The sequence below is a fragment of the Acidobacteriota bacterium genome, assembly GCA_003696075.1.
Classification (GTDB): domain Bacteria; phylum Acidobacteriota; class Polarisedimenticolia; order J045; family J045; genus J045.
Window position 1 is genome coordinate 17,713 of sequence record RFHH01000079.1, and the last position, 18,244, is coordinate 35,956.

Below are 18,244 nucleotides of genomic sequence, written 5' to 3' on the forward strand. Positions count from 1 at the left end.
CCATTGGGGAAGCACCTCGCACCTTTATGAGGTGCACCTCGATACAATCGGGTCCCGGGCGTCGATCTCAGCCCGGCGCCGCCGGGACGGCCCGCGGCGGACCGGCTTCGCCGGCCGGAGTCCCGGCGGCGGAGGAGGTCCGATGCCGCAGTTCGTCCTGCTGACGAAACTGGCTCCGGAGTCGATGCAGGATCCGAAGGCGCGCCGGGCGATGGGCAAGGACTGGCTCGGAAAGGTCAAGTCCGCCTGCCCCCAGGTCCGCTGGATCGCCCACTACGCGCTGCTCGGCCCTTACGACTTTCTCGACATCTACGAGGCGCCCGACGTCGAGACGGCGCAGAAGGTCGCCCTGATCTCGCGCTCGGGGGGCGCCACGACCGTCGAGAGCTGGCCGGCGCTGCCGTATGACGAGTTCATGCGCCTGTTCGAGGGCTTGAGCGGAAGCTGACGGGCACCGCCTTCCACCGGCCGCGGCGAGCCGCGCGCCGGTTCCCGCCGGTCGGCCTGTCGCCGCCCGGTTCGCCGGCCGGTGCGGCGGGGAGGGTGCCGCCCTCCGGCTCGCGGGAATCGGCCCGCGGGGAGGGCCCGCGCTATACTTGATTTGAATCAAGATCGGAATCGCTCCGGATCAGGTCCGAGCCCGCGCGCGAGGCCCGCGGCTTGACAGGGAAGCGGCCGAGGTCTTGTATGGTCGGCCCGCCCTGGGACGATCGCCGGAATCCGTCTCGGGACGGGCCTTCTTGGGCGGCTCCCTCGGGCCGCCGGGAGAGGCTGCCGATCGCCATGCCCATCGTCGAACCGACCGTCGCCAGGACCTACGACCGGCTGAAGGAACGGCTCGCGCACCTCGTTCCGGAACCGGAACTTCGGCTCAAGGCGGAGCTGGTGTTCGAGATCAACCGGCTGAAGCGCGAGCGCCGCGCGGTGATTCTCGGACACAACTACATGGAGCCGGCCCTGTACCACGGGGTCGCCGACATGGTCGGCGATTCGCTCGAGCTGAGCCGGCTGGCGGCGCGATCCCCCGCGGAGCGGATCGTCTTCTGCGGCGTCCGGTTCATGGCGGAGACCGCGAAGATCCTCTCCCCGGACAAGACGGTTCTGTTGCCCGATCTCGAGGCCGGTTGCTCGTTGGCCGACGGGATCACGGCCGAAGATGTGCGGGAGCTGCGCGCGCGCTTCCCCGGCCTGCCGGTCGTCGCCTACATCAACACGAGCGCCGAGGTCAAGGCGGAGAGCGACATCTGCTGCACTTCGAGCAATGCGGCGAGGATCGTCGAATCGCTCGAGGCCCCGGCGGTGATCTTTCTCCCGGACGAGTTCCTGGCGGCGAACACCGCGCGCGAGACCGGCCGGCGCATCGTTTTCCCGGTCCGCGATGAGACGAAGGCCAGGGCGCTGCCGCGGCCGCTGGAACCGGCGATCGTGGGCTGGCGAGGGCGCTGCGAGGTGCACGAGAAGTTCACCGTCGAGGACATCGAGCGGGTCCGCGCGCAATATCCCGACGTCGAGGTCCTGGCGCATCCCGAGTGCCGGCCGGAGGTGGTCGCCGCGGCCGATTTCTCCGGCAGCACCTCGGCGATGATCGCCCACGTGCGGAAATCCTCGGCGCCGCGGTTCCTGCTGCTGACGGAGTGCAGCATGGGCGACAACATCGTCGCCGAGGCGCCGGGCAAGGAGATGCTCCGGCTGTGCAGCGTCCGCTGTCCGCACATGAACCGGATCACCCTGGAGCAGACGCTGGCGTCGCTGCGCGAGGACCGGTACCGGATCGAGGTTCCGGAGCAGGTCGCCGCTCGGGCCCGCCGCGCCCTGGAGGGAATGCTGCGCGGCGGCCCGGCCGTCCGCCGGCCCGCCGAGCAGGCGGTCTGACCGTGCCCGGCCGGCCGATGCAGGAGGTGTGAAGAGGGCTGACTAGCCTGTACTTTATACCGGCGAGCGCACTATAATCGCCAACGACTACGAGTTCCGCCCGGATCCCTGGCCGAGCGGCGCGAGGGTCCCGATGGCTGACGAAGTCCCGGATGGGGGGTTCCCGCTCACCGGGGGACGGCGGGAACTCGACGAGCACAAGGCCTGCCTTGCGGCTGTCGGCCGCCTGGAAGCCTGTCTCGACCGTCCTCTGGATGACGCTTCGACCTGGCTGGGGGAGCTCCGCGAACGGCTTTCGGAGTTGAGGGCGATCCTCGCCCCCCATTTCGCCGAAGAGGCGGAGGGCTACCTTTATACAGAGGTTCCCGCCCGCGCACCGGGCCACGAGGCGAAGCTCGACCGGCTCCGGGCCGAGCACGACACGATCCTCCGAGAACTCGACGGCGTCTCGGCGGCCGCGGCGCGACGCGGCGGTCTCGAGCGGCACGAGCTCCGCGAGATCAACGCCCGGGCTCAGTTGCTCGTCGCCCGCATCCGGCGCCACGAGGCGGAGGAGAACGAGATCATCATGAGCAGCCTCTGGGACGACATTGGAGCGGCCGACTGACCGGCCACGGCCGAGGAGCGACCGCGCCGCCACGATCCACGGCATTCCCACAAGGAAAGCAGAAAGGTATCGGACCGATGACCAGTTCCCATGCAGCTTCCTCGCAGCCGTCCTCCTCTCCCGAGCCGCGCGTGGAGCGCGTCAGCGAGCACATCGTGGAGATCGTCTCCGACTCGGGAGAGGGTGCCCAGACCGCCGGCCAGATGTTCGGCACCGTCAGCGCCCGCATGGGAAACGGCGTGTGGACGGTGGAGATCATCCCCGCGGAGATCGAACCGCCCTTCCGATCCCGCGCCGGCGCCAGCGGTAACCGGATCCGCATCTCGTCCGGCGCCGCCACCAACATGGGCGACGAAGCCGACGTGGTGGTGGCGCTCAACGAACAGGTGCTCTACAGCCGGATCGACGTCGGAGCGCTTCGGCGCGGGACGATCATCTTCCTCGAGAGCAAGTGGGGGGAGATCGACGACGAGAAGATCCGGCGGGAGTACCGAGAAGCGCTCGAGGACTTCGAGAAGCGCGGCTACCGGGTCTTCGAGGTTCCGATGGAGCGCGAGTGCTTGAAGATCGTCCGCGACCCGCGCCGCGGAAAGAACATGTGGGTTCTCGGGATGCTCTGCGCGCTCTACGGGCGCAACGTGGAGTTCGTCCACGAGGAGATCCGGAAGAAGTTCGCCCGGAAAGGCGAGCAGGTCATCGAGAGCAACCGGAAGCTCGTCGATGCGGGGTACGCGTGGGCGCAGCAGAACATCCCGTTCCGCTTCGAGGTGCCGGCCCAGCCCGCCGAGAAGCCCCGCGTGGTGATGAACGGCAACCAGGCCGTCGCTCTGGGAATCATGGCCTCGGGGATCGAGGTCGTGTCGATGTATCCGATCACCCCCGCGACATCGGTGTCTCACTACCTCGCCGCGAGCTTCGACAAGGCCGGTGGCTTCCTTCACCAGGCCGAGGACGAGATCTCGGCCATCGGTTTCGCCATCGGCGCCTCCTACGCGGGAAAGGTGGCCGCGACCGTGACCTCGGGACCCGGCCTGGCGTTGAAAACCGAGTTCATCGGGCTCGCCGTGATGGCCGAGATCCCCCTGGTGATCGTGGTCGTGCAGCGCGGAGGGCCCTCCACCGGGCTGCCGACTCGGGTGGAGCAGGGAGAGCTGCTGGCGTCGCTGTTCGGATCGCCGGGGGACGTTCCGAAGGTCGTCATCGCCCCCTCGTCGATCGAAGAGTGCTTCCACTTCATCATCACCGCCCGAACGCTGGCGGAGAAGTTCCGCACGCCGGTCATCGTCCTCACCGACGCCAACCTCGCGACCGGACAGCAGCCGTTCACGCGGCCGGAGGTGCGCCCCGAGTGGCTGGCGCCGCCGCTCGACATGGCGCCGTGGGACCGCAACGTGGCCCCCTACGACTGGGATCGGGAAACGGGCCTCTCCCGCCGGCCGATCCCCGGCCAGCGCGGTGGCGAGTACGTGCTCACCGGGCTGGCCCACGACCGGTGGAGCCATGTCGCCTACGAGTCGGCGATCAACCAGGAAGCGATGTCGATGCGCAGCCGCAAGCTGGCGGCGCTCCAGCGCACGCTGAAGCCGCCGAAAGTGTACGGGGATCCGGAGGGTGATCTCCTGGTCGTCGGCTGGGGGTCGACGCGTGGCGCCATCGAGGAAGCGGTCGACCGCGTGCGCGCCGACGGGGGGAGGGTCTCGTCGCTCACGCTCCGGTTCCTCTCTCCCCTGGAGCCGGGTCTCGCCGAGATCTTCCGCCGGTTCAAGCAGGTGATGACCGTCGAGATCAACTACAGCGACGACGGCGACGACCCCGCCGTCACCCGGGAGTCGCGGCGGTTTTCGCAGCTCGCGTGGCTCCTCCGGGCGAAGACGCTGGTCGACGTCGACTGCTGGTCGAGGGTGCCGGGGACGCCTCTGCCTCCGGGACGCATCGAGAAGGAGATCCGCCGCCGCCTGGACGGAGAGAAGGCCGTCCGGCACGAGGAAGCGAAGAATGTACGGACTCAAGGATGACTGGGAACTCGAACCGCGCGCCCGCCGGTTCGTCCTCGAGGACTACCAGGGAGCCACGCCGCGCTGGTGCCCGGGATGCGGCGACCACGCGATCCTGAACGCCCTGCAGCGGTTGGCCCGCGATGAGCAGCTCCCGCCGGAGAAGACGGTCGTCGTGTCCGGGATCGGGTGCTCCTCGCGACTGCCGCATTACATGAAGACGTATGGCTTCCACGGGCTGCACGGGCGGCCCCTCCCGGTCGCGTGCGGGGTGAGGTCGCGGCGTCCCGATCTCAACATCTTCGTGATCACCGGCGATGGCGACTGCTGCGCGATCGGCACGGCGCACTGGATCCACGCCATCCGCTACAACATGAAGATGACCGTGATGATGTTCGACAACAACATCTACGGTCTCACGAAGATGCAGTCCTCGCCGACGACCCCGAAGAAGCACTTCTCCTTCACCCATCCCGGGGGCGCGCCGCTCAGCCCGATCAATCCGCTCGCGGTCACGCTCGGAGTGCGGAACCTCTCCTTCCTCGCGCAGACGATCGACTGGAACCCGCCGCATCTGTACGCCACTCTCCGCGCGGCCCACAAGCACGAGGGGCTTGCCTTCGTGCGGATCCTCCAGCGGTGCCCGCATTTCATGCCGGAGATCTGGACGAGGCTGCAGGAGGATCCGCAGCTGGTGATGCTGCTGGAGCATCCGGAAGGTATCCAGCTCGAGGATGCCGCCAAGAGGCTGTTCAAGCGGCGGCGCGAGCACGATCCCCACGACCTGGCCGCCGCTCACGAGATCGTCAACGACGAGAGCGTCGTTCCCATCGGCCTGATCTACAAGAACGAGAACGCCGAGCGGTACGACGCCTTCTCGAGCCGCGGGATCGAGATGACGACCGAGGAAAAGCTTGCCGCGGCGCAGCAGGCGATCGACCGATTCCTCATCTGATTCACGGGGACGAGCGCATGAGCCGCAGAGCGGACAGGCCGACCGACGCGAAGGGCACCGAGGCCGCGGGCGCGGCGGGTCCCCATTCGACCGGTGGGGGGGCGGAAGCGGCCACCCCGCCGCCCCTCAGAAGACCCGCAGCTCCCGCGGAGGTCGCGGCGCGCTCCGCGACCGCCGTGGTGCGGTTCCATCTCGTTCCGGAGGGAACCCCGGCCGGCGGCGGCGGTCCGGGACTGACGCCGGCAGCCCTGCTCGGCGCGCGCGCCTCGCGGCCGCCGTGGGAGACCTACCCGCTGTTCCTCGACGAGGACGGTACGGTGCGGCCGTTCGCCGCCCTCGTCCGGGACGGGATCGAGGAGCTCGCCGCCCAAGGCGGGGCGGACCTGATCGCCGGGGAGGTCGCGCGGCTCGCGCGGGCCGCGGCGCGGATCGCCGAACGGCATGGGGGGATCGTGCCGGCCGCATCCGGGCTCGCGGACGCTTTCACGCTCTTCCGGGAGGAGTTCGACCTGAGTGAAGCGGGAAGCGCCGCGCTCCGCCGGCAGGTCGCGGCCCTCGCGCAGACGCTGCCGGCCGGCGGTTACCTGCTCGCGATGGACGAGTCGGCGGCACCGCGCCTCCTCGCGCACGGCGTCCGGGCGGTGCGGCGGCGGCGGCTCGCCGACCGGCTGCCGGAGCTGAAGCGGCTCGCCGACCGGCTCGAGGCGATTCTGCGGACCGACGACGAGCTCGATCCCGGACGGCGCTCGCCGGAGTCGATCGGCGCCGAGCTGGGCGGAGCGGCGGAACGGTTCGTCGATCCCTCCGCTCTCGCCGGGACCCTCCCGGGCCGCGGCCCGCAGCGACTGTCACCCGCGCACCGCCGGAGGCTGGAGACCTCGCTGGAGGTGTTGCGGCGGCGGCTCGCCGCGGCCGAGACCGAGCCGGATCTCGTCCTGTTCGTGGAGGGGGAGGCGCCGGAGATCGGCTTGCCGGGCGTCGAGGTCCACCCTGCGGAGGACGCTCTGGCCGCCGCCGAAAGCCGGTTCGACGAGCTGGCGTCCGAGTTGACGGCGGCCGTCCGCGCGCTGCGCGCCGCCAGGCTCGAGGCCGACGGGGCATTCGAGGAGGAGCTGCACGAACCGGTGCTCGACGCGCTCACTTGGCGGGAGGCGACTCCCGAGGAGCAGGCGCTGGTGCCGCGCGTCGTCGCGCTCCTCCCCGCCCGGGTGCTCGAGCGCGAGCGGACGGAACGCTTCGTCGGCCTTCTGAGGAGTGCCCGTCCGGTGGTGATCCTGGCCCGCACCCCCGCCATTCCCGTCGCCGGCGGCGTGCCCGAGCCCGCCGGACCGGTTGCGGGCTGGCTGGCGCTGTCGCACCGCGCGGCCTTCGCCCTGCAGGGAACCCTCGCGGATCCGGAATCGCTCGCGGCGGGCTTTTCCCGCCTCGCCGCATCGCCCCGCACGGCCGTGGCGCTGTGCGCCGTGCCGTCAGGGGGTTCCGCGGCGGCGTGGTGGCGTTTGGTGGCGGCGGACGAGGGGCGGGCCCTGCCGGCGTTCCTCTACGACCCGGACGCGGGACGCCACTGGGCCGACCGCTTCAGCGTGGCGGGCAACCGCCAGCCCGAAGCGCCCTGGCCCGCCTATCGGCTCGAGCCGGAGGACGGCGACTGGGAGCAGCGGCTGACCTTCGCTCACGCCGCGGCCCTCGTGCCGGAGCTGCGCGGGCATTTCCGGGTGCTGGAGCCCGGGGAATGGGCGGCGGATCAGGTGGAGATCTCCGAACTCCTGGACGAGCCCGAGGCGCACCCGCGGGCGATTCCCTACCTCTGGATCGTCGGCGAGGACGGCGCTCCCGCGCGCGCCGTCATTTCCCGCACCCTCGCCGAGGCGTGCGCCGAGCGGCTCGACACCTGGCACGCCCTCCAGGAGATGGGAGGGTACGCCAACGAGCACGCCCGGCGCGCCGCCGCCGCCGCGCGCGAGGCCGCCCTGGCCGAGGCGGAAGAGGAGCGGCGGCGCCTTCTCGAAAGCCACGCGGAGGAGCTCGACCGCGTGCGCCGGACCGCGACCGAGGAGGCGGTGGACCGGCTCGTGGCGGTGCTCACCGGGGCGGCGGCCGCCGAGACGCTCACCGCCGCGCCGGCGCCGCAGGCGCCGCCCCCCGTGCCGGAGCCGGCCGCACCGGAGGCAGCCGCCGAGGAGCCGGCGCCGGCCGAAGAGCCGCAGGAAGAGGAGGAGGACGAGCTCGCGCTGGAGCCGTACATCGACTCCGTCCTGTGCACGAGCTGCAACGAGTGCATCAACTTGAACCCGAAGCTGTTCACCTACAACGAGAACAAGCAGGCGCAGATCGGCGATCCGGCGGCGGGAACGTTCGAACAGCTCGTCCTCGCCGCCGAGAAGTGTCCGGCGCGTTGCATCCATCCCGGAGCGCCGCGGCCGGGAGACGCCACCGCCACGGACGAGATGGTGAAACGGGCCGCCAAGTTCAACTGACCGGGGCTCTGCCGTGAACGAGATCCTCACCGCCGCCGCCATCATGCTGGGGATCGCCGGGTTCTTCGGCGTGGTGCTGGCCCTGGCCGATCGCTGGCTGAGGGTCGAGGAGGACCCGCGGATCGAGGAGGTCGAGCGCCGGTTGCCGAACAGCAACTGCGGCGCGTGCGGCCGTCCCGGCTGCCGCGCCTTCGCCGAGGCGCTCGTGGGCGGGGAGGCCCAGCCCGCCGAGTGCACCGTCAGCGCGCCGGAAGCGGTCGAGGCGATCGCCGCTTTCCTGGGCGTTTCGGTGGGCCGCCGCGAAAAGCGCGTCGCACGGCTGCATTGCGCCGGCGGGCGCCTCGAGGTGAGGAAGCTCGCCGACTACCACGGGATCCCCTCCTGCAGGGCCGCCTTCGTCGTCAACGGCGGCGGCCGCGCCTGCCCGTGGGGATGCCTCGGCTTCGGTGACTGCGAGCGCGCGTGCAGCTTCGGGGCCATCCACATGAACGACGACGAGCTACCGGTCGTCGATCCCGACCGATGCACCGCGTGCAACGACTGCGTGGTGGCCTGCCCGTTGGACCTGTTCACGCTGGAGCCGATCACCAACCGCGTCATCGTCCAGTGCAGTGCGCCGCTCACCGGCGCCGCCGCGCGGATGGCCTGCGGCGTGGCCTGCGACGGGTGCGGCCGCTGCGCTGCCGATGCACCGGAGGGCGCGATCGAGATGCGCGGAGGTCTGCCCGTGATCGTCGACCCGAAGCGGCTGGACGAATCGGTGACCTTCCGCTGCCCGACGGGCGCCATCCGCTGGGTCGAAGGGCGTCAGTTCGACGAGGAGGCGCCGCCCCTCGAGGCGGCGGGAGGGCGCCGTGGCTGACCGGTCGTGGCTGTCCCGTCTGACGGGCGGGGGGGAGCCTCCCCGCGCCGCCGGCACTCCCGCGCTCCTGACCGGCTACGAGACGCTGGCGCGGGCATCCGCCCTCGTCTCGGAGACGCTGGTCACCGGGGGTGCGGCGTTCGCCGGAATCCCGGGAAGAAGGCACCACGACGACGCCGCGGGCGCCGTCGCGGCGGCCCGCGGCCTCGCCGCCACCGGTCACCGCGCCGCCGCGCTGGTCGCGCCGGAGCGGATCGAGCCTCTCGCCGAGCAGTTGACCCTGGCGGCGTCCCGCCTGGAGCCGGTGCTCGTCCTCCTGGTGTTGCCGGAAGGACACGAAGGGGGCGCTCACGCTGCCTACCACGCGCTGGCGCCCACCGGCGCCCTCCTGGCCCAGGCGTCGTCGCTGCAGGAGCTCGCCGACCTGGCCGTGGTGCTGCGAGCGGTGGCGGAGCGGTCGCTGTTCCCCGCGGTCCTTGCGATCGATCCCCCGCTGGCGCGCGCCGTTCAGGATGTGCGGCTCGCGCCGGCCGATGCGGTGGAACGCTTCCTCGGCGATCCGGCCGACCGGGTGGAACCGCAGGATCCGGCCCAGAGCATCGTCTTCGGCGAATCCCGGCGCCGGGTCGTCCGCTGGTTCGATCCCGACGCACCGGTGGGCCGTGGTCTGCTCCCCGGGTCGGGCGAGCGCGCGGCCGTCTTGGCGGGACGGAGGGCCTTCCACGCGGAGCGCCTCCCCGCGACGATCGACGACGTCCTCGCGGAGTGGGCCGCGCAGACGGGCCGGCCGCTCGGCCTCCTCGCGGAGCACCGGCTGCACGGAGCCGAGTTCGTCATCCTCACCCACGGCAGTTTCTTCGAGCCCGCCTGTGCGGCGGCGACCCGCTTGCGGCGCGAGGGTGCCCGGCACGTCGGCGTGCTGGGGATGCCGTTCCTGCGGCCGCTGCCGGGCGAGGCGCTCCGCTTCGCGCTGGCCGAGGCGAAGACGGTCACCGTTCTCGAGGCCGCCGACGATCCCCTCGCGGGCGCCACCCCGCTGGCACAGCTGCTCCGGGCGGTGCTGCGGGAGAGCGCGACGCGGGTCCTTTCCGCGGTGGGCGGACTCGGCTTCCCGCCGGCGGGTGCGGCGGAGATCGAAGCGCTGTTCTCCGAGATGATGCGGGAGAATCCCCGCCCGATCGTCTACCTCGGCGTTCGGCCGCCCTCGGCCGGGTCGGCCTTCCCGAAGCGCGAGGCCCTGCTGCATCGGGTCGCCCGCGAGTGCCCCGGCGCGGAGCGGGTGGCGCTGCTCCCCCCTCCGGAAGCGCCGGCAGGCGCCCCGGCGGTGCGCGGCGTCGCGCTCGCCGCGCGGACCCGCGACGTCCCGTCCGACGCTCTCGAGCGTCTCGGCGCCGCTGCCGCGGGCGGTGCCGCGGAGGTCTGCGTTCGGGCCAGGGCCGGCGAGGCCGTGCCCGGCGTCTGGATCGGGCGGGCGCTGGCGGCGCCCGAGCCGTTCGAGGATCCCGGTGACGACGCGGCGGTCGATCTGGTGCTGGTGGCGGGGTTCGATCTCCCGGCGGGAGCGGAGCCGTTGCGGCTCGCGGCGCGGCGCGGCCGCGCGGTGATCGCCGCCTCGGAGGACCCCGCGGAGGTGTGGCGGCGTCTTCCCGGTTCGTGGGCCGACGCGGTGCGAGAAAGGGAGTTGGACCTGTTCGTCTGGCGCGGCTCTCCCGCCGAGATGGCGGCGATCGCCGGCCCTCTCCTCGCGGGGGAGGCGGCCGACTTGGAGCCGGTCGACTGGTACTCCCTCCCCGAGCCGATGCGGGAGCCGGCGGAGGCGGATCTACCGGAGCTGGTGCGTCGCTTCCAGAGGATCGACGCCCGCCACGACAACCTCCCGCGCTTCTGGTCGGAACAGGTGGAGCCGACGCTCGCCGGGGGGGAGCCGCCCTCCGTCGATCCCTACCTCACGGCGGGCAGCGTGCCGGCCTACAGCGCCGCACTCGCCGAGGTCGCCGGGCGGGCCGCGGCGCTGCCGCTGCTCGATGCCGAGCGGTGCACCGGGTGCGGCGTCTGCTGGACCGCCTGCCCCGACGGCGCGCTGGCTCCTGCGGCCGTGCCGACCGAATCGCTCCTCGACACGGCCGCCCGGCAGGCCGCCGAGGAGGGCGCCTTCGATCCCGAATCGGAGGGAGGCCGGCGCTTGGCGCGCCTGCAGAAGCCGATCGCCGGCCGCCTCGACGGGGCGGTCGCCCGGGCCGGGAGCCGGGCCGTCCCCGCGGGGACGGCGAGGAAGGCCGTCGATGAGGTGCTCGCGAAAGCGGGGGTGGAAGGACCGGCGAGCGAGGAGCTGGCCCGCGCCGCGGGGGCGGTGGCCGAACGGCTCGAGCGGCTGCCGCTCGTGGCTGGGGAGGCGCTCTTCCACGCGCCCCACAAGGCGCGCAAGGGATCGGGCCGGCTGCTCCTCCTCGCGCTCGACGCGCGGAGCTGCACCGGTTGCGGGGTGTGCGCCGCCGAGTGCCCCGAAGAGGCGCTTTCGTTGGAGCCGCGGACACCCGAACGGCTGGAGGAGGCGAAGTTCCGGTGGCGGCTGTGGGAACGCCTCCCCGACACCGCGGGCGAGACCATCGCGCGCGTGGCGGAGTCGCTCGGCCCGCTGCCCGCCATCCAGCTCTCGCGCCACGCCCTCGCCGCCGTCCGCGGGGATGCCGGCCGGGAGGCCGGTTCCGGCGGGAAGCTGGCGGTGCGTCTCGTCCTGACCGTGGCCGAGTCGCTGCGCCAGAAGGAGATGGTCGAAACGCGGCGCAGGCTGGAGGAGCTGGGAGAGCGGCTGCGGGAGCGGGTGCGGGAAGCGATGGTCGCACCGGTGGAAATCGACGATCTCGAGCTGCTGGAGCGCGTTCTCGACGGCGCACCCCCGCGGCGCACGGAGACGCGCGAGCTGCTCGAGCGGATCGAGCGGCTCGGAAAGCCCGCCAGCACCGACGTGCCGCGGCTCAAGGCGCTGCTGGCCGCCGCACGGGAGATCGCCTCGATCGGCGCGGCGCTCGAGGCCGGATTCGGCCGTTCCCGCTACGGTCTGGTGATCGCCGACGAGGCGACCGCCGAGTGGGCCGCGCGCTTCCCCCGCCATCCGTTCGGGGCACCGCTCGTCGTCGATCTGTCGGAGCGGGCGCTCGACCTCGCGGCGGGCCTGGCGGAGGGGCTCCTGGAGCGGGCGGTGGCGGAGGCGCGCGCGATCCGTCGGGCGGAGGTGCTCGCGCAGGCGCCGGCCGACGCTCCGCGGCGGCTGCGGGAGATCGAGCGGCTGACCTGGCGCGATCTGACGGACGAGGAGCGCGGGCTTTTCTCCCCGGTGCTGTTCGTGGCACGAGCCGTCGAGCTCAACGAAGGGATCCTGGCCGGTCTGTCGCGCGCGCTCGCCTCCGACCTGCCGCTCGTCGTCCTTCTCCTGGACGACCGCGACCTGCTCGCCGAAGCGGCCGATCCGGCACTGTTCGCGCTGGCCCACCGCGAAGCCTACGTGGCCTCGACATCGCCGGCCGCGTTCGGCCATCTGTACGACGCGGTCGCCGGGGCGCTCGCGGCGAAAGGGCCCGCCGTCCTGCACCTGCACGCCCCGAGCCCGGCTCGGCACGGCTTCCCCGCCGAGCGGCTTCTCGAGCGGGCGCGCGACGCGATCGCTTGCCGCGTTCACCCGCTGCTCCGGTACGACCCCTCCGGCGAGGGTGTCTTCGGGCTGCGGTTGTCGCTCGAGGGGAACCCCGATCCGGAGAGGGCTCTCCCCGAGGAGGCCGAGGCGCGGGGGCTGACGGCGGAGTCGTGGTGCGCCAGCGAGGAGCGCTACGCCCGCCACCTGGAGGGGGGACCGTCGCCCGAGCTGCAAAGGGCGATCGCCCGGACGCGCGAAATCTGGGCGACGCTCCAGGAGCTGGCGGGGCTGGTGACCCCCTTCACCGCCGCCGTGCGCGAGCGCGCCGAGCGGGAGGTGGCCGAGGCACACCGGGCGGAGATCGACCGGCTGCGGCGCGAGTACGAAGCGAAGTTGGCGTCGGCCGCGGCGGAGGCCGACCGGCGGCACCGGGCGATGCTCCGCGAACGGCTGCTCCAGCTCGCCGGTGCAGCCGGTGGCGGAAACGGGAGAATCGGACGGTGAGGGCTCTGGCGGCGCTGCGGCGGACGCTGACGTTCAGGCACGGCGTCCATCCCGACGAGCACAAGGAGGCCACCTGCCGGCTGCCGATCCAGCGGATGCCGTTCGTCGACGAGTACGTGCTGCCGTTGTCGCAGCATATCGGGCGGCCGGCGAAGCCGGTGGTACGCCCGGGTCAACGCGTGCAGCGCGGGGAGCTGATCGCCGAGCCGGACGGATTCGTTTCGAGCGCCGTGCACTCGCCCGTCACCGGGACGGTTGCCGCGATCGAGATGCGCCCGCACCCGACCGGCCGCAAGATGGAGGCGATCGTCGTTCGCGCCGACCCGTTCGCCAGCCAGCGGTTCGTGCGTCGCTCCGACCGTCCCCGCGAGGATATGGAGCCCGACGAGATCGTCGCCGCGATCCAGCGGGCCGGGATCGTGGGACTCGGCGGCGCCGCCTTCCCGAGCCACGTCAAGTTGAAAGTCCCGCCGGGAAAGCGCGTCCGGTTCGCCATCCTCAACGGCTGCGAGTGCGAGCCCTACCTCACCGCGGACCACCGGACGATGGCGGAGCGGCCGCGGGCGGTGCTGCGGGGGCTCGAGCTGATCATGAAGGTGACGGGGGCGGAGCGCGGCTACATCGGCGTCGAAGTGAACAAGCCCGATGCCATCGCCCGCCTGCGCGAGGAGATCCCCGACGGGATGCCGATCACGGTCGTGCCCTTGGCGGTGAAGTATCCGCAGGGGGCGGAGAAGGCGCTGATCGACGCCATCTTCCACAAAGAGGTCCCCACCGGCAAACTCCCGCTCGATCTCGAGATCGTGGTGCAGAACGTCGGGACGGCGGCGGCGATCGCCGACCTGTTCGCCACCGGCCAGCCGCTGATCGAGCGGGTCGTCACCGTGAGCGGTCCGGGTGTCCGGCGTCCCGCGAACCTGCTGGTGCCGATCGGGACCCCGGTGCGCGCGGTGCTCGAGCACTGCGGCGGTCTGCTGCCGTCGACGCGACAGGTGGTCCTCGGCGGGCCGATGATGGGGCACGCCCAGAAAGATCTCGATGTCCCTGTCGTGAAGGGGACCTCGGGCGTGATCGCGCTCGACCGCCTGGCACCCGTCACCGACGAGCAGCCGTGCATCCGCTGCGGCCGCTGCCTCGAAGCCTGCCCGATGTTCCTGAATCCCTCGCTGCTGGCGACTCTGGCGCGTGCCGAGCGGGTGGCCGATCTCAAGGAGCACCACATCCTCGACTGCTACGAGTGCGCGAGCTGCTCCTTCGTCTGCCCGTCCCACATTCCCTTGGTGCAGTTGATGCGCGTCGGGAAGGCTCTCGTCCGCGAACGCGGCTCCAATTGATCGAGCGATGACGGCGTCCCCCCAGCTCGAGCTGACGACCGCTCCCTTTCTCCACCGCGGGCTCAGCACGCGGCGGGTCATGTTCGAGGTGCTCGCCTCGCTGGTTCCCGTGGTCGCGGCCGCCATCTACTTCTTCGGACTCGCGGCCGTTCTCTTGGTCTTGGCGGCGACGGCGGGAGCGGTTCTGGTGGAGTGGGCTTTCGACGCGCAGGGGACGCGGGCACTGCGCGACGGCAGTGCGCTGCTGACCGGAGTCCTGCTTGCGCTCACTCTGCCCCCGTCGCTCCCGATGTGGATGGCCTTCCTCGGTGGCGCCATCGGGATCGGTCTCGGGAAGACGATCTGGGGCGGGCTGGGGCACAATCTGTTCAACCCCGCCCTCGTGGGCCGCGCCTTTCTCCAGGCGGCGTTCCCGACGGCGATGACCACCTGGGCGCGTCCGGGATTGAGCTTTGCCGAGATCAGACCGGCGACACTGGCCTGGCCGTTCATGAAGCCGGCGGCCGACGTGGTGACGACCGCGACGCCGCTCGGCCTGGCCAAGTTCGACCACCAGTACACCGGCTTGTGGCCCCTTCTTGCGGGAACCACCGCCGGGTCGCTCGGTGAGACCGCCGGCCTGGTGCTCATCGCTTGCGGGCTGTGGCTCGCGATCCGGCGCGTGTTCGACTGGCGGCTGCCGGTGTCGACGCTTCTTTCGGTGGCGTTCTTCAGCGCGCTGCTCCGGGCGTTCGGTGGCGAGGCCTATCCCGGTCCTGCGTTCATGCTCTGCTCGGGCGGGCTCCTGCTCGGTGCGGTCTACATGGTGACGGACCCGGTGACCACTCCGCTCACCCCCCGGGGGGCGTGGATCTTCGGCGCGGGCTGCGGGTTGCTCGTGGTGTTGATCCGCGTGTTCGGGGGTCTGCCCGAAGGGGTGATGTACGCGATCCTGCTCATGAACGCCGTGACCCCGCTGATCAACCGCTACACGCAGCCCCGGGTGTTCGGAGGCGAGGGCCGATGAGCGGCGAGAGCGTTTCCCCGGTGCGGCTCGTCGGCACGCTCGCGGTGGCCGGCCTGCTCAGCGGGATCGTGCTCGTGTCGGTCTACCTGTGGGCGGCGCCGCGAATCGCGACGAATCGCGCCGACGCGCTGCGAGCGGCGGTCCTCCGGGCGCTGCCGGGGTCGGTGTCCAGCCGTCCCCTGGTGGTGCGCGAGGGCCGGCTCGTCCCGTACGAGGGACCGGAGGGGACGCTGCCGGAAGAAGAAGCCGTCTATGCCGGGTACGACGCGCAGGGGCGCCTGGTGGGCTACGCCGTGCCGGCCGCGGGACCCGGATTCATGGACACCATCGCGCTCATCTACGGGCTCGATCCCGACCGCCGCGTCATCGTGGGGATGGAAGTGCTCGACAGCCGCGAAACGCCCGGTCTCGGCGACCGGATCGTTTCCGATCCGGACTTTCACGCCAATTTCCGGGCGCTGGCGGTCGAGCCGGCGATCGTTCCGGTGAAGAAAGGCGAGAAGAGCGCGCCCAATGAGGTCGACTGCATCACGGGCGCGACGATCTCGTCGGAGGCGGTGGTTTCGATCATCAACCGGAGCCTCGAGACCTGGAAGGACCGGCTGCTGACGGGGGCGGCCGAAGAAGGGGCGGCGGAGGCGCAATGAAGGATCGTGAACGCGCGGCCCGGGCAGCGCAGGAGTTCGTCAAGGGGCTGTGGCGCGAGAACCCCGTCTTCGTGGCGGTCCTCGGGCTGTGTCCCTCGCTGGCGGTGACGAATTCGCTCAAGAACGGCCTGGTGATGGGAGCGGCGACCACCTTCGTGCTGGTGGGTTCGAGCCTGCTGGTCTCGCTGGCGCGGCACCTCATTCCGCGTCAGGTCCGCATCTCGGTCTACATCGTGATCATCGCGACCTTCGTCACCTGTGTCGATTTCGTGCTCGCCGCCCTGATGCCCGACGCCCACAAGCAACTCGGCGCGTTCATTTCGCTGATCGTGGTCAACTGCCTGATCCTCGGACGGCAGGAGGCCTTCGCCTCGAAGAACCCCGTCTGGCTGGCGGTTCCGGACGCGCTGGGGATGGCCGGCGGGTTCACCCTCGCGCTGTCGATGATCGGCGCCATCCGCGAGCTGCTCGGCAAGGGGTCGCTGCTCGGCTATCCCGTGCTGGGGAGCCGGTTCGAGCCGTGGGCGATCATGATCCTCCCGCCGGGGGGGTTCTTCGCTCTGGGGGCCCTGCTCACCGTCTTTGCCGCCGTGCGGACGGCAGCGGAACGGCGGCGGCAGCGGAAGGCCTTCGAACCGCCGGCGGCGGAGCGGAGGACGGCGTGATGGGCGAACTCGTCTGGATCTTCTTCTCCGCCAGCCTGATCAACAACTTCACCCTGGCCTACTTTCTCGGCCTCTGTCCGTTCTTCGGCGTCACGGGGAGGCTCGACACCGCTCTCCGGCTCGGCTTCGCCAACATCTTCGTGATGCTCATCACGTCGATGGCGGCCTGGGTGCTGAATTCGTTCATCCTGCCGTTCGCCCCGTATCTCCAGCTCATTTCCTTCATCGTGGTGATCGCCAGCACGGTGCAGTTCGTGGAGATGCTGATCCGGAAGCTGAGTCCGACGCTTTTCCGCGCGCTGGGCATCTTCCTCCCCTTGATCACCACCAACTGCGCGATCCTCGCTTTGGCCCTGTTCCAGACCAACCGGGGCTACGATCTCGTACAAGGCCTCGTTTACGCCCTCGGCGCCGGTGTCGGCCTCACGATCGCTCTGGTCATCATGGCCGGCCTGCGGCAGGACGCGGAGCTGGCGGGTGTGCCGCGCCTCGTCCGGGGCACGGCGATGAGCTTCTTCATCGCCGGGATCCTCTCGATGGCGTTCATGGGGTTCGCCGGTCTGTTCCACGGCTCGTGACGGAGCGGCTCCGGAGGCAAACCGCGCGCGCGGCGGCGGCAGCCGTTCTGCTGCTGGCGGCCGCCTGCTCCGGCGGAGGCCGCTTTCACGGCGAGCGGCTTCTGATGGGGACCCGCTTCGCCATCGAGGTCGACGGCGTCGGGGCGGCCGAGGCGGAGGAGGCGATCGGTGCCGCGTTCGACGAGGTGGCCCGCGTCGAAAGGCCCCTCAGCGAGTGGCGCGAGGACAGCGAGATCAGCGCTCTCAACCGCGCAGCGGGGGACGGGCCGGTCGCGGTCGGACGCGAGCTTCTCGATGTGTTGAGCCGCGCGCGCCAGATTTCCGAGCTGACGGGCGGGGCGTTCGACGTCACCTTCGCCGCGTGCGGCTCCCTGTGGTCGATCCCCGAACGCCGCATTCCCACCGAGTCGCAACTCGCCGCCTGCCGGCCGCACGTCGGCTGGCGCAAGCTTCTGATCGATGCGGCGAAGGGAACGGCGGTCCTGTCCGAGCGGGGGATGCGCGCCGGGATCGCTGGCATCGCCAAGGGATACGGAATCGATCGCGCCGCCGAGGTCCTCGAGGCGCACGGGATCTCCAGCTACTTCGTCGACGGAGGCGGCGACATCCGCCTGCGGAGTTCTCCGGGGCGCCGGCCCTGGCGCGTCGGCATCGCGCATCCGCGGAGACCCGGGAAGCTTCTCGGCACCATCGAGCTGCGGCAAGGAGCGGTCGTGACCTCGGGAGATTACCTGCAGTACTTCGTGCGGGACGGCGTTCGCTACCACCACATCCTCGATCCCCGGACCGGTCGAGTCGCCCGCGCGTCCGTCGCCGTGACCGTCATCGCCCGCGACGCGATGACCGCCGACGCCCTCGCCACCGGCCTGTTCGTGATGGGCCCCGAGCGCGGCCTCGACCTCGTCGAGTCGCTCCCCGACGTCGAAGCGTTGTTCGTCGCCCCCGATCTGTCGGTCCACGCTTCGTCCGGCTTTCCCGAGCTGGAGAGCGGCGGCTGACGCGCTCCCTGGCGCCTTCTGAGGTGCTTCCCCGATGGTGCGCTGCCGCGCCGGCGGGGCGCAGGTGCGGCCTGTTCCATGCCACCTCCCGCAGCCGGGACGCGCGCGCCGATC

General features: G+C 71.5%; 14 protein-coding genes. All 14 read left to right on the forward strand.

Translation table 11 applies throughout. The features are described 5' to 3' along the window. Nucleotides 1-142 precede the first annotated feature (142 nt). The 14 genes from D6718_05280 (at nucleotide 143) to D6718_05345 (ending at nucleotide 18,130) form a co-directional block, all read left to right on the forward strand. On the forward strand, nucleotides 143-448 hold the full coding sequence (locus tag D6718_05280) for a GYD domain-containing protein (GenBank protein ID RMG46609.1): 306 nt from the start codon (nucleotides 143-145) through the stop codon (nucleotides 446-448). A 335-nt stretch (nucleotides 449-783) separates the two neighbouring features. Beyond that, nucleotides 784-1,872, forward strand: a complete 1,089-nt coding sequence (gene nadA, locus D6718_05285; GenBank protein ID RMG46622.1) for a quinolinate synthase NadA — start codon at nucleotides 784-786, stop codon at nucleotides 1,870-1,872. A gap of 133 nt (nucleotides 1,873-2,005) precedes the next feature. Further along, complete coding sequence (locus D6718_05290) at nucleotides 2,006-2,479, forward strand: hemerythrin domain-containing protein (GenBank protein ID RMG46610.1); 474 nt, start codon at nucleotides 2,006-2,008, stop codon at nucleotides 2,477-2,479. A 77-nt stretch (nucleotides 2,480-2,556) separates the two neighbouring features. Continuing rightward, on the forward strand, nucleotides 2,557-4,494 hold the full coding sequence (locus D6718_05295; protein ID RMG46611.1) for a 2-oxoacid:acceptor oxidoreductase subunit alpha: 1,938 nt from the start codon (nucleotides 2,557-2,559) through the stop codon (nucleotides 4,492-4,494). Then, the gene (locus D6718_05300) at nucleotides 4,475-5,428 is read left to right on the forward strand and encodes a 2-oxoglutarate oxidoreductase (protein RMG46612.1); all 954 of its coding nucleotides are present in this window, start codon (nucleotides 4,475-4,477) and stop codon (nucleotides 5,426-5,428) included. The genes D6718_05295 and D6718_05300 overlap by 20 nt, the downstream gene beginning before the upstream one ends. Nucleotides 5,429-5,445: 17 nt before the next feature. Then, complete coding sequence (locus D6718_05305) at nucleotides 5,446-7,905, forward strand: hypothetical protein (GenBank protein ID RMG46613.1); 2,460 nt, start codon at nucleotides 5,446-5,448, stop codon at nucleotides 7,903-7,905. Between the two features lie 43 nt (nucleotides 7,906-7,948). Next, nucleotides 7,949-8,767 carry an RnfABCDGE type electron transport complex subunit B gene (locus D6718_05310; GenBank protein RMG46623.1) on the forward strand — a complete coding sequence of 273 codons (819 nt, stop codon included), beginning with the start codon at nucleotides 7,949-7,951 and terminating at the stop codon, nucleotides 8,765-8,767. Next, nucleotides 8,760-12,902 (forward strand): hypothetical protein, encoded by a 4,143-nt coding sequence (locus D6718_05315; GenBank protein RMG46614.1) that lies wholly within the window; start codon nucleotides 8,760-8,762, stop codon nucleotides 12,900-12,902. Before D6718_05310 ends, D6718_05315 begins: the two co-directional genes overlap by 8 nt. Before the next feature lie 5 nt (nucleotides 12,903-12,907). After that, nucleotides 12,908-14,236 (forward strand): electron transport complex subunit RsxC, encoded by a 1,329-nt coding sequence (gene rsxC / locus D6718_05320; protein RMG46624.1) that lies wholly within the window; start codon nucleotides 12,908-12,910, stop codon nucleotides 14,234-14,236. Between the two features lie 7 nt (nucleotides 14,237-14,243). After that, nucleotides 14,244-15,242: an RnfABCDGE type electron transport complex subunit D gene (locus tag D6718_05325; protein ID RMG46615.1), complete on the forward strand. Its 999-nt coding sequence runs from the start codon at nucleotides 14,244-14,246 to the stop codon at nucleotides 15,240-15,242. Further along, on the forward strand, nucleotides 15,239-15,889 hold the full coding sequence (locus D6718_05330) for an FMN-binding protein (protein ID RMG46616.1): 651 nt from the start codon (nucleotides 15,239-15,241) through the stop codon (nucleotides 15,887-15,889). The genes D6718_05325 and D6718_05330 overlap by 4 nt, the downstream gene beginning before the upstream one ends. Next, the gene (locus D6718_05335; GenBank protein RMG46617.1) at nucleotides 15,886-16,554 is read left to right on the forward strand and encodes an electron transport complex subunit E; all 669 of its coding nucleotides are present in this window, start codon (nucleotides 15,886-15,888) and stop codon (nucleotides 16,552-16,554) included. Before D6718_05330 ends, D6718_05335 begins: the two co-directional genes overlap by 4 nt. Continuing rightward, a complete protein-coding gene (locus D6718_05340) occupies nucleotides 16,554-17,132 on the forward strand; it encodes an electron transport complex subunit RsxA (GenBank protein ID RMG46618.1) in 579 nt (192 codons plus the stop codon). Before D6718_05335 ends, D6718_05340 begins: the two co-directional genes overlap by 1 nt. Beyond that, nucleotides 17,129-18,130 (forward strand): FAD:protein FMN transferase, encoded by a 1,002-nt coding sequence (locus D6718_05345; protein ID RMG46619.1) that lies wholly within the window; start codon nucleotides 17,129-17,131, stop codon nucleotides 18,128-18,130. Before D6718_05340 ends, D6718_05345 begins: the two co-directional genes overlap by 4 nt. Nucleotides 18,131-18,244: the final 114 nt, after the last annotated feature.

Coding starts and splice junctions, on each gene's coding strand:
- D6718_05280 (RMG46609.1), top strand. CDS start 143: ATGCCGCAGTTCGTCCTGCTGACGAAACTGGCTCCGGAGTCGATGCAG.
- nadA (RMG46622.1), top strand. CDS start 784: ATGCCCATCGTCGAACCGACCGTCGCCAGGACCTACGACCGGCTGAAG.
- D6718_05290 (RMG46610.1), top strand. CDS start 2,006: ATGGCTGACGAAGTCCCGGATGGGGGGTTCCCGCTCACCGGGGGACGG.
- D6718_05295 (RMG46611.1), top strand. CDS start 2,557: ATGACCAGTTCCCATGCAGCTTCCTCGCAGCCGTCCTCCTCTCCCGAG.
- D6718_05300 (RMG46612.1), top strand. CDS start 4,475: ATGTACGGACTCAAGGATGACTGGGAACTCGAACCGCGCGCCCGCCGG.
- D6718_05305 (RMG46613.1), top strand. CDS start 5,446: ATGAGCCGCAGAGCGGACAGGCCGACCGACGCGAAGGGCACCGAGGCC.
- D6718_05310 (RMG46623.1), top strand. CDS start 7,949: ATGCTGGGGATCGCCGGGTTCTTCGGCGTGGTGCTGGCCCTGGCCGAT.
- D6718_05325 (RMG46615.1), top strand. CDS start 14,244: ATGACGGCGTCCCCCCAGCTCGAGCTGACGACCGCTCCCTTTCTCCAC.
- D6718_05330 (RMG46616.1), top strand. CDS start 15,239: ATGAGCGGCGAGAGCGTTTCCCCGGTGCGGCTCGTCGGCACGCTCGCG.
- D6718_05335 (RMG46617.1), top strand. CDS start 15,886: ATGAAGGATCGTGAACGCGCGGCCCGGGCAGCGCAGGAGTTCGTCAAG.
- D6718_05340 (RMG46618.1), top strand. CDS start 16,554: ATGGGCGAACTCGTCTGGATCTTCTTCTCCGCCAGCCTGATCAACAAC.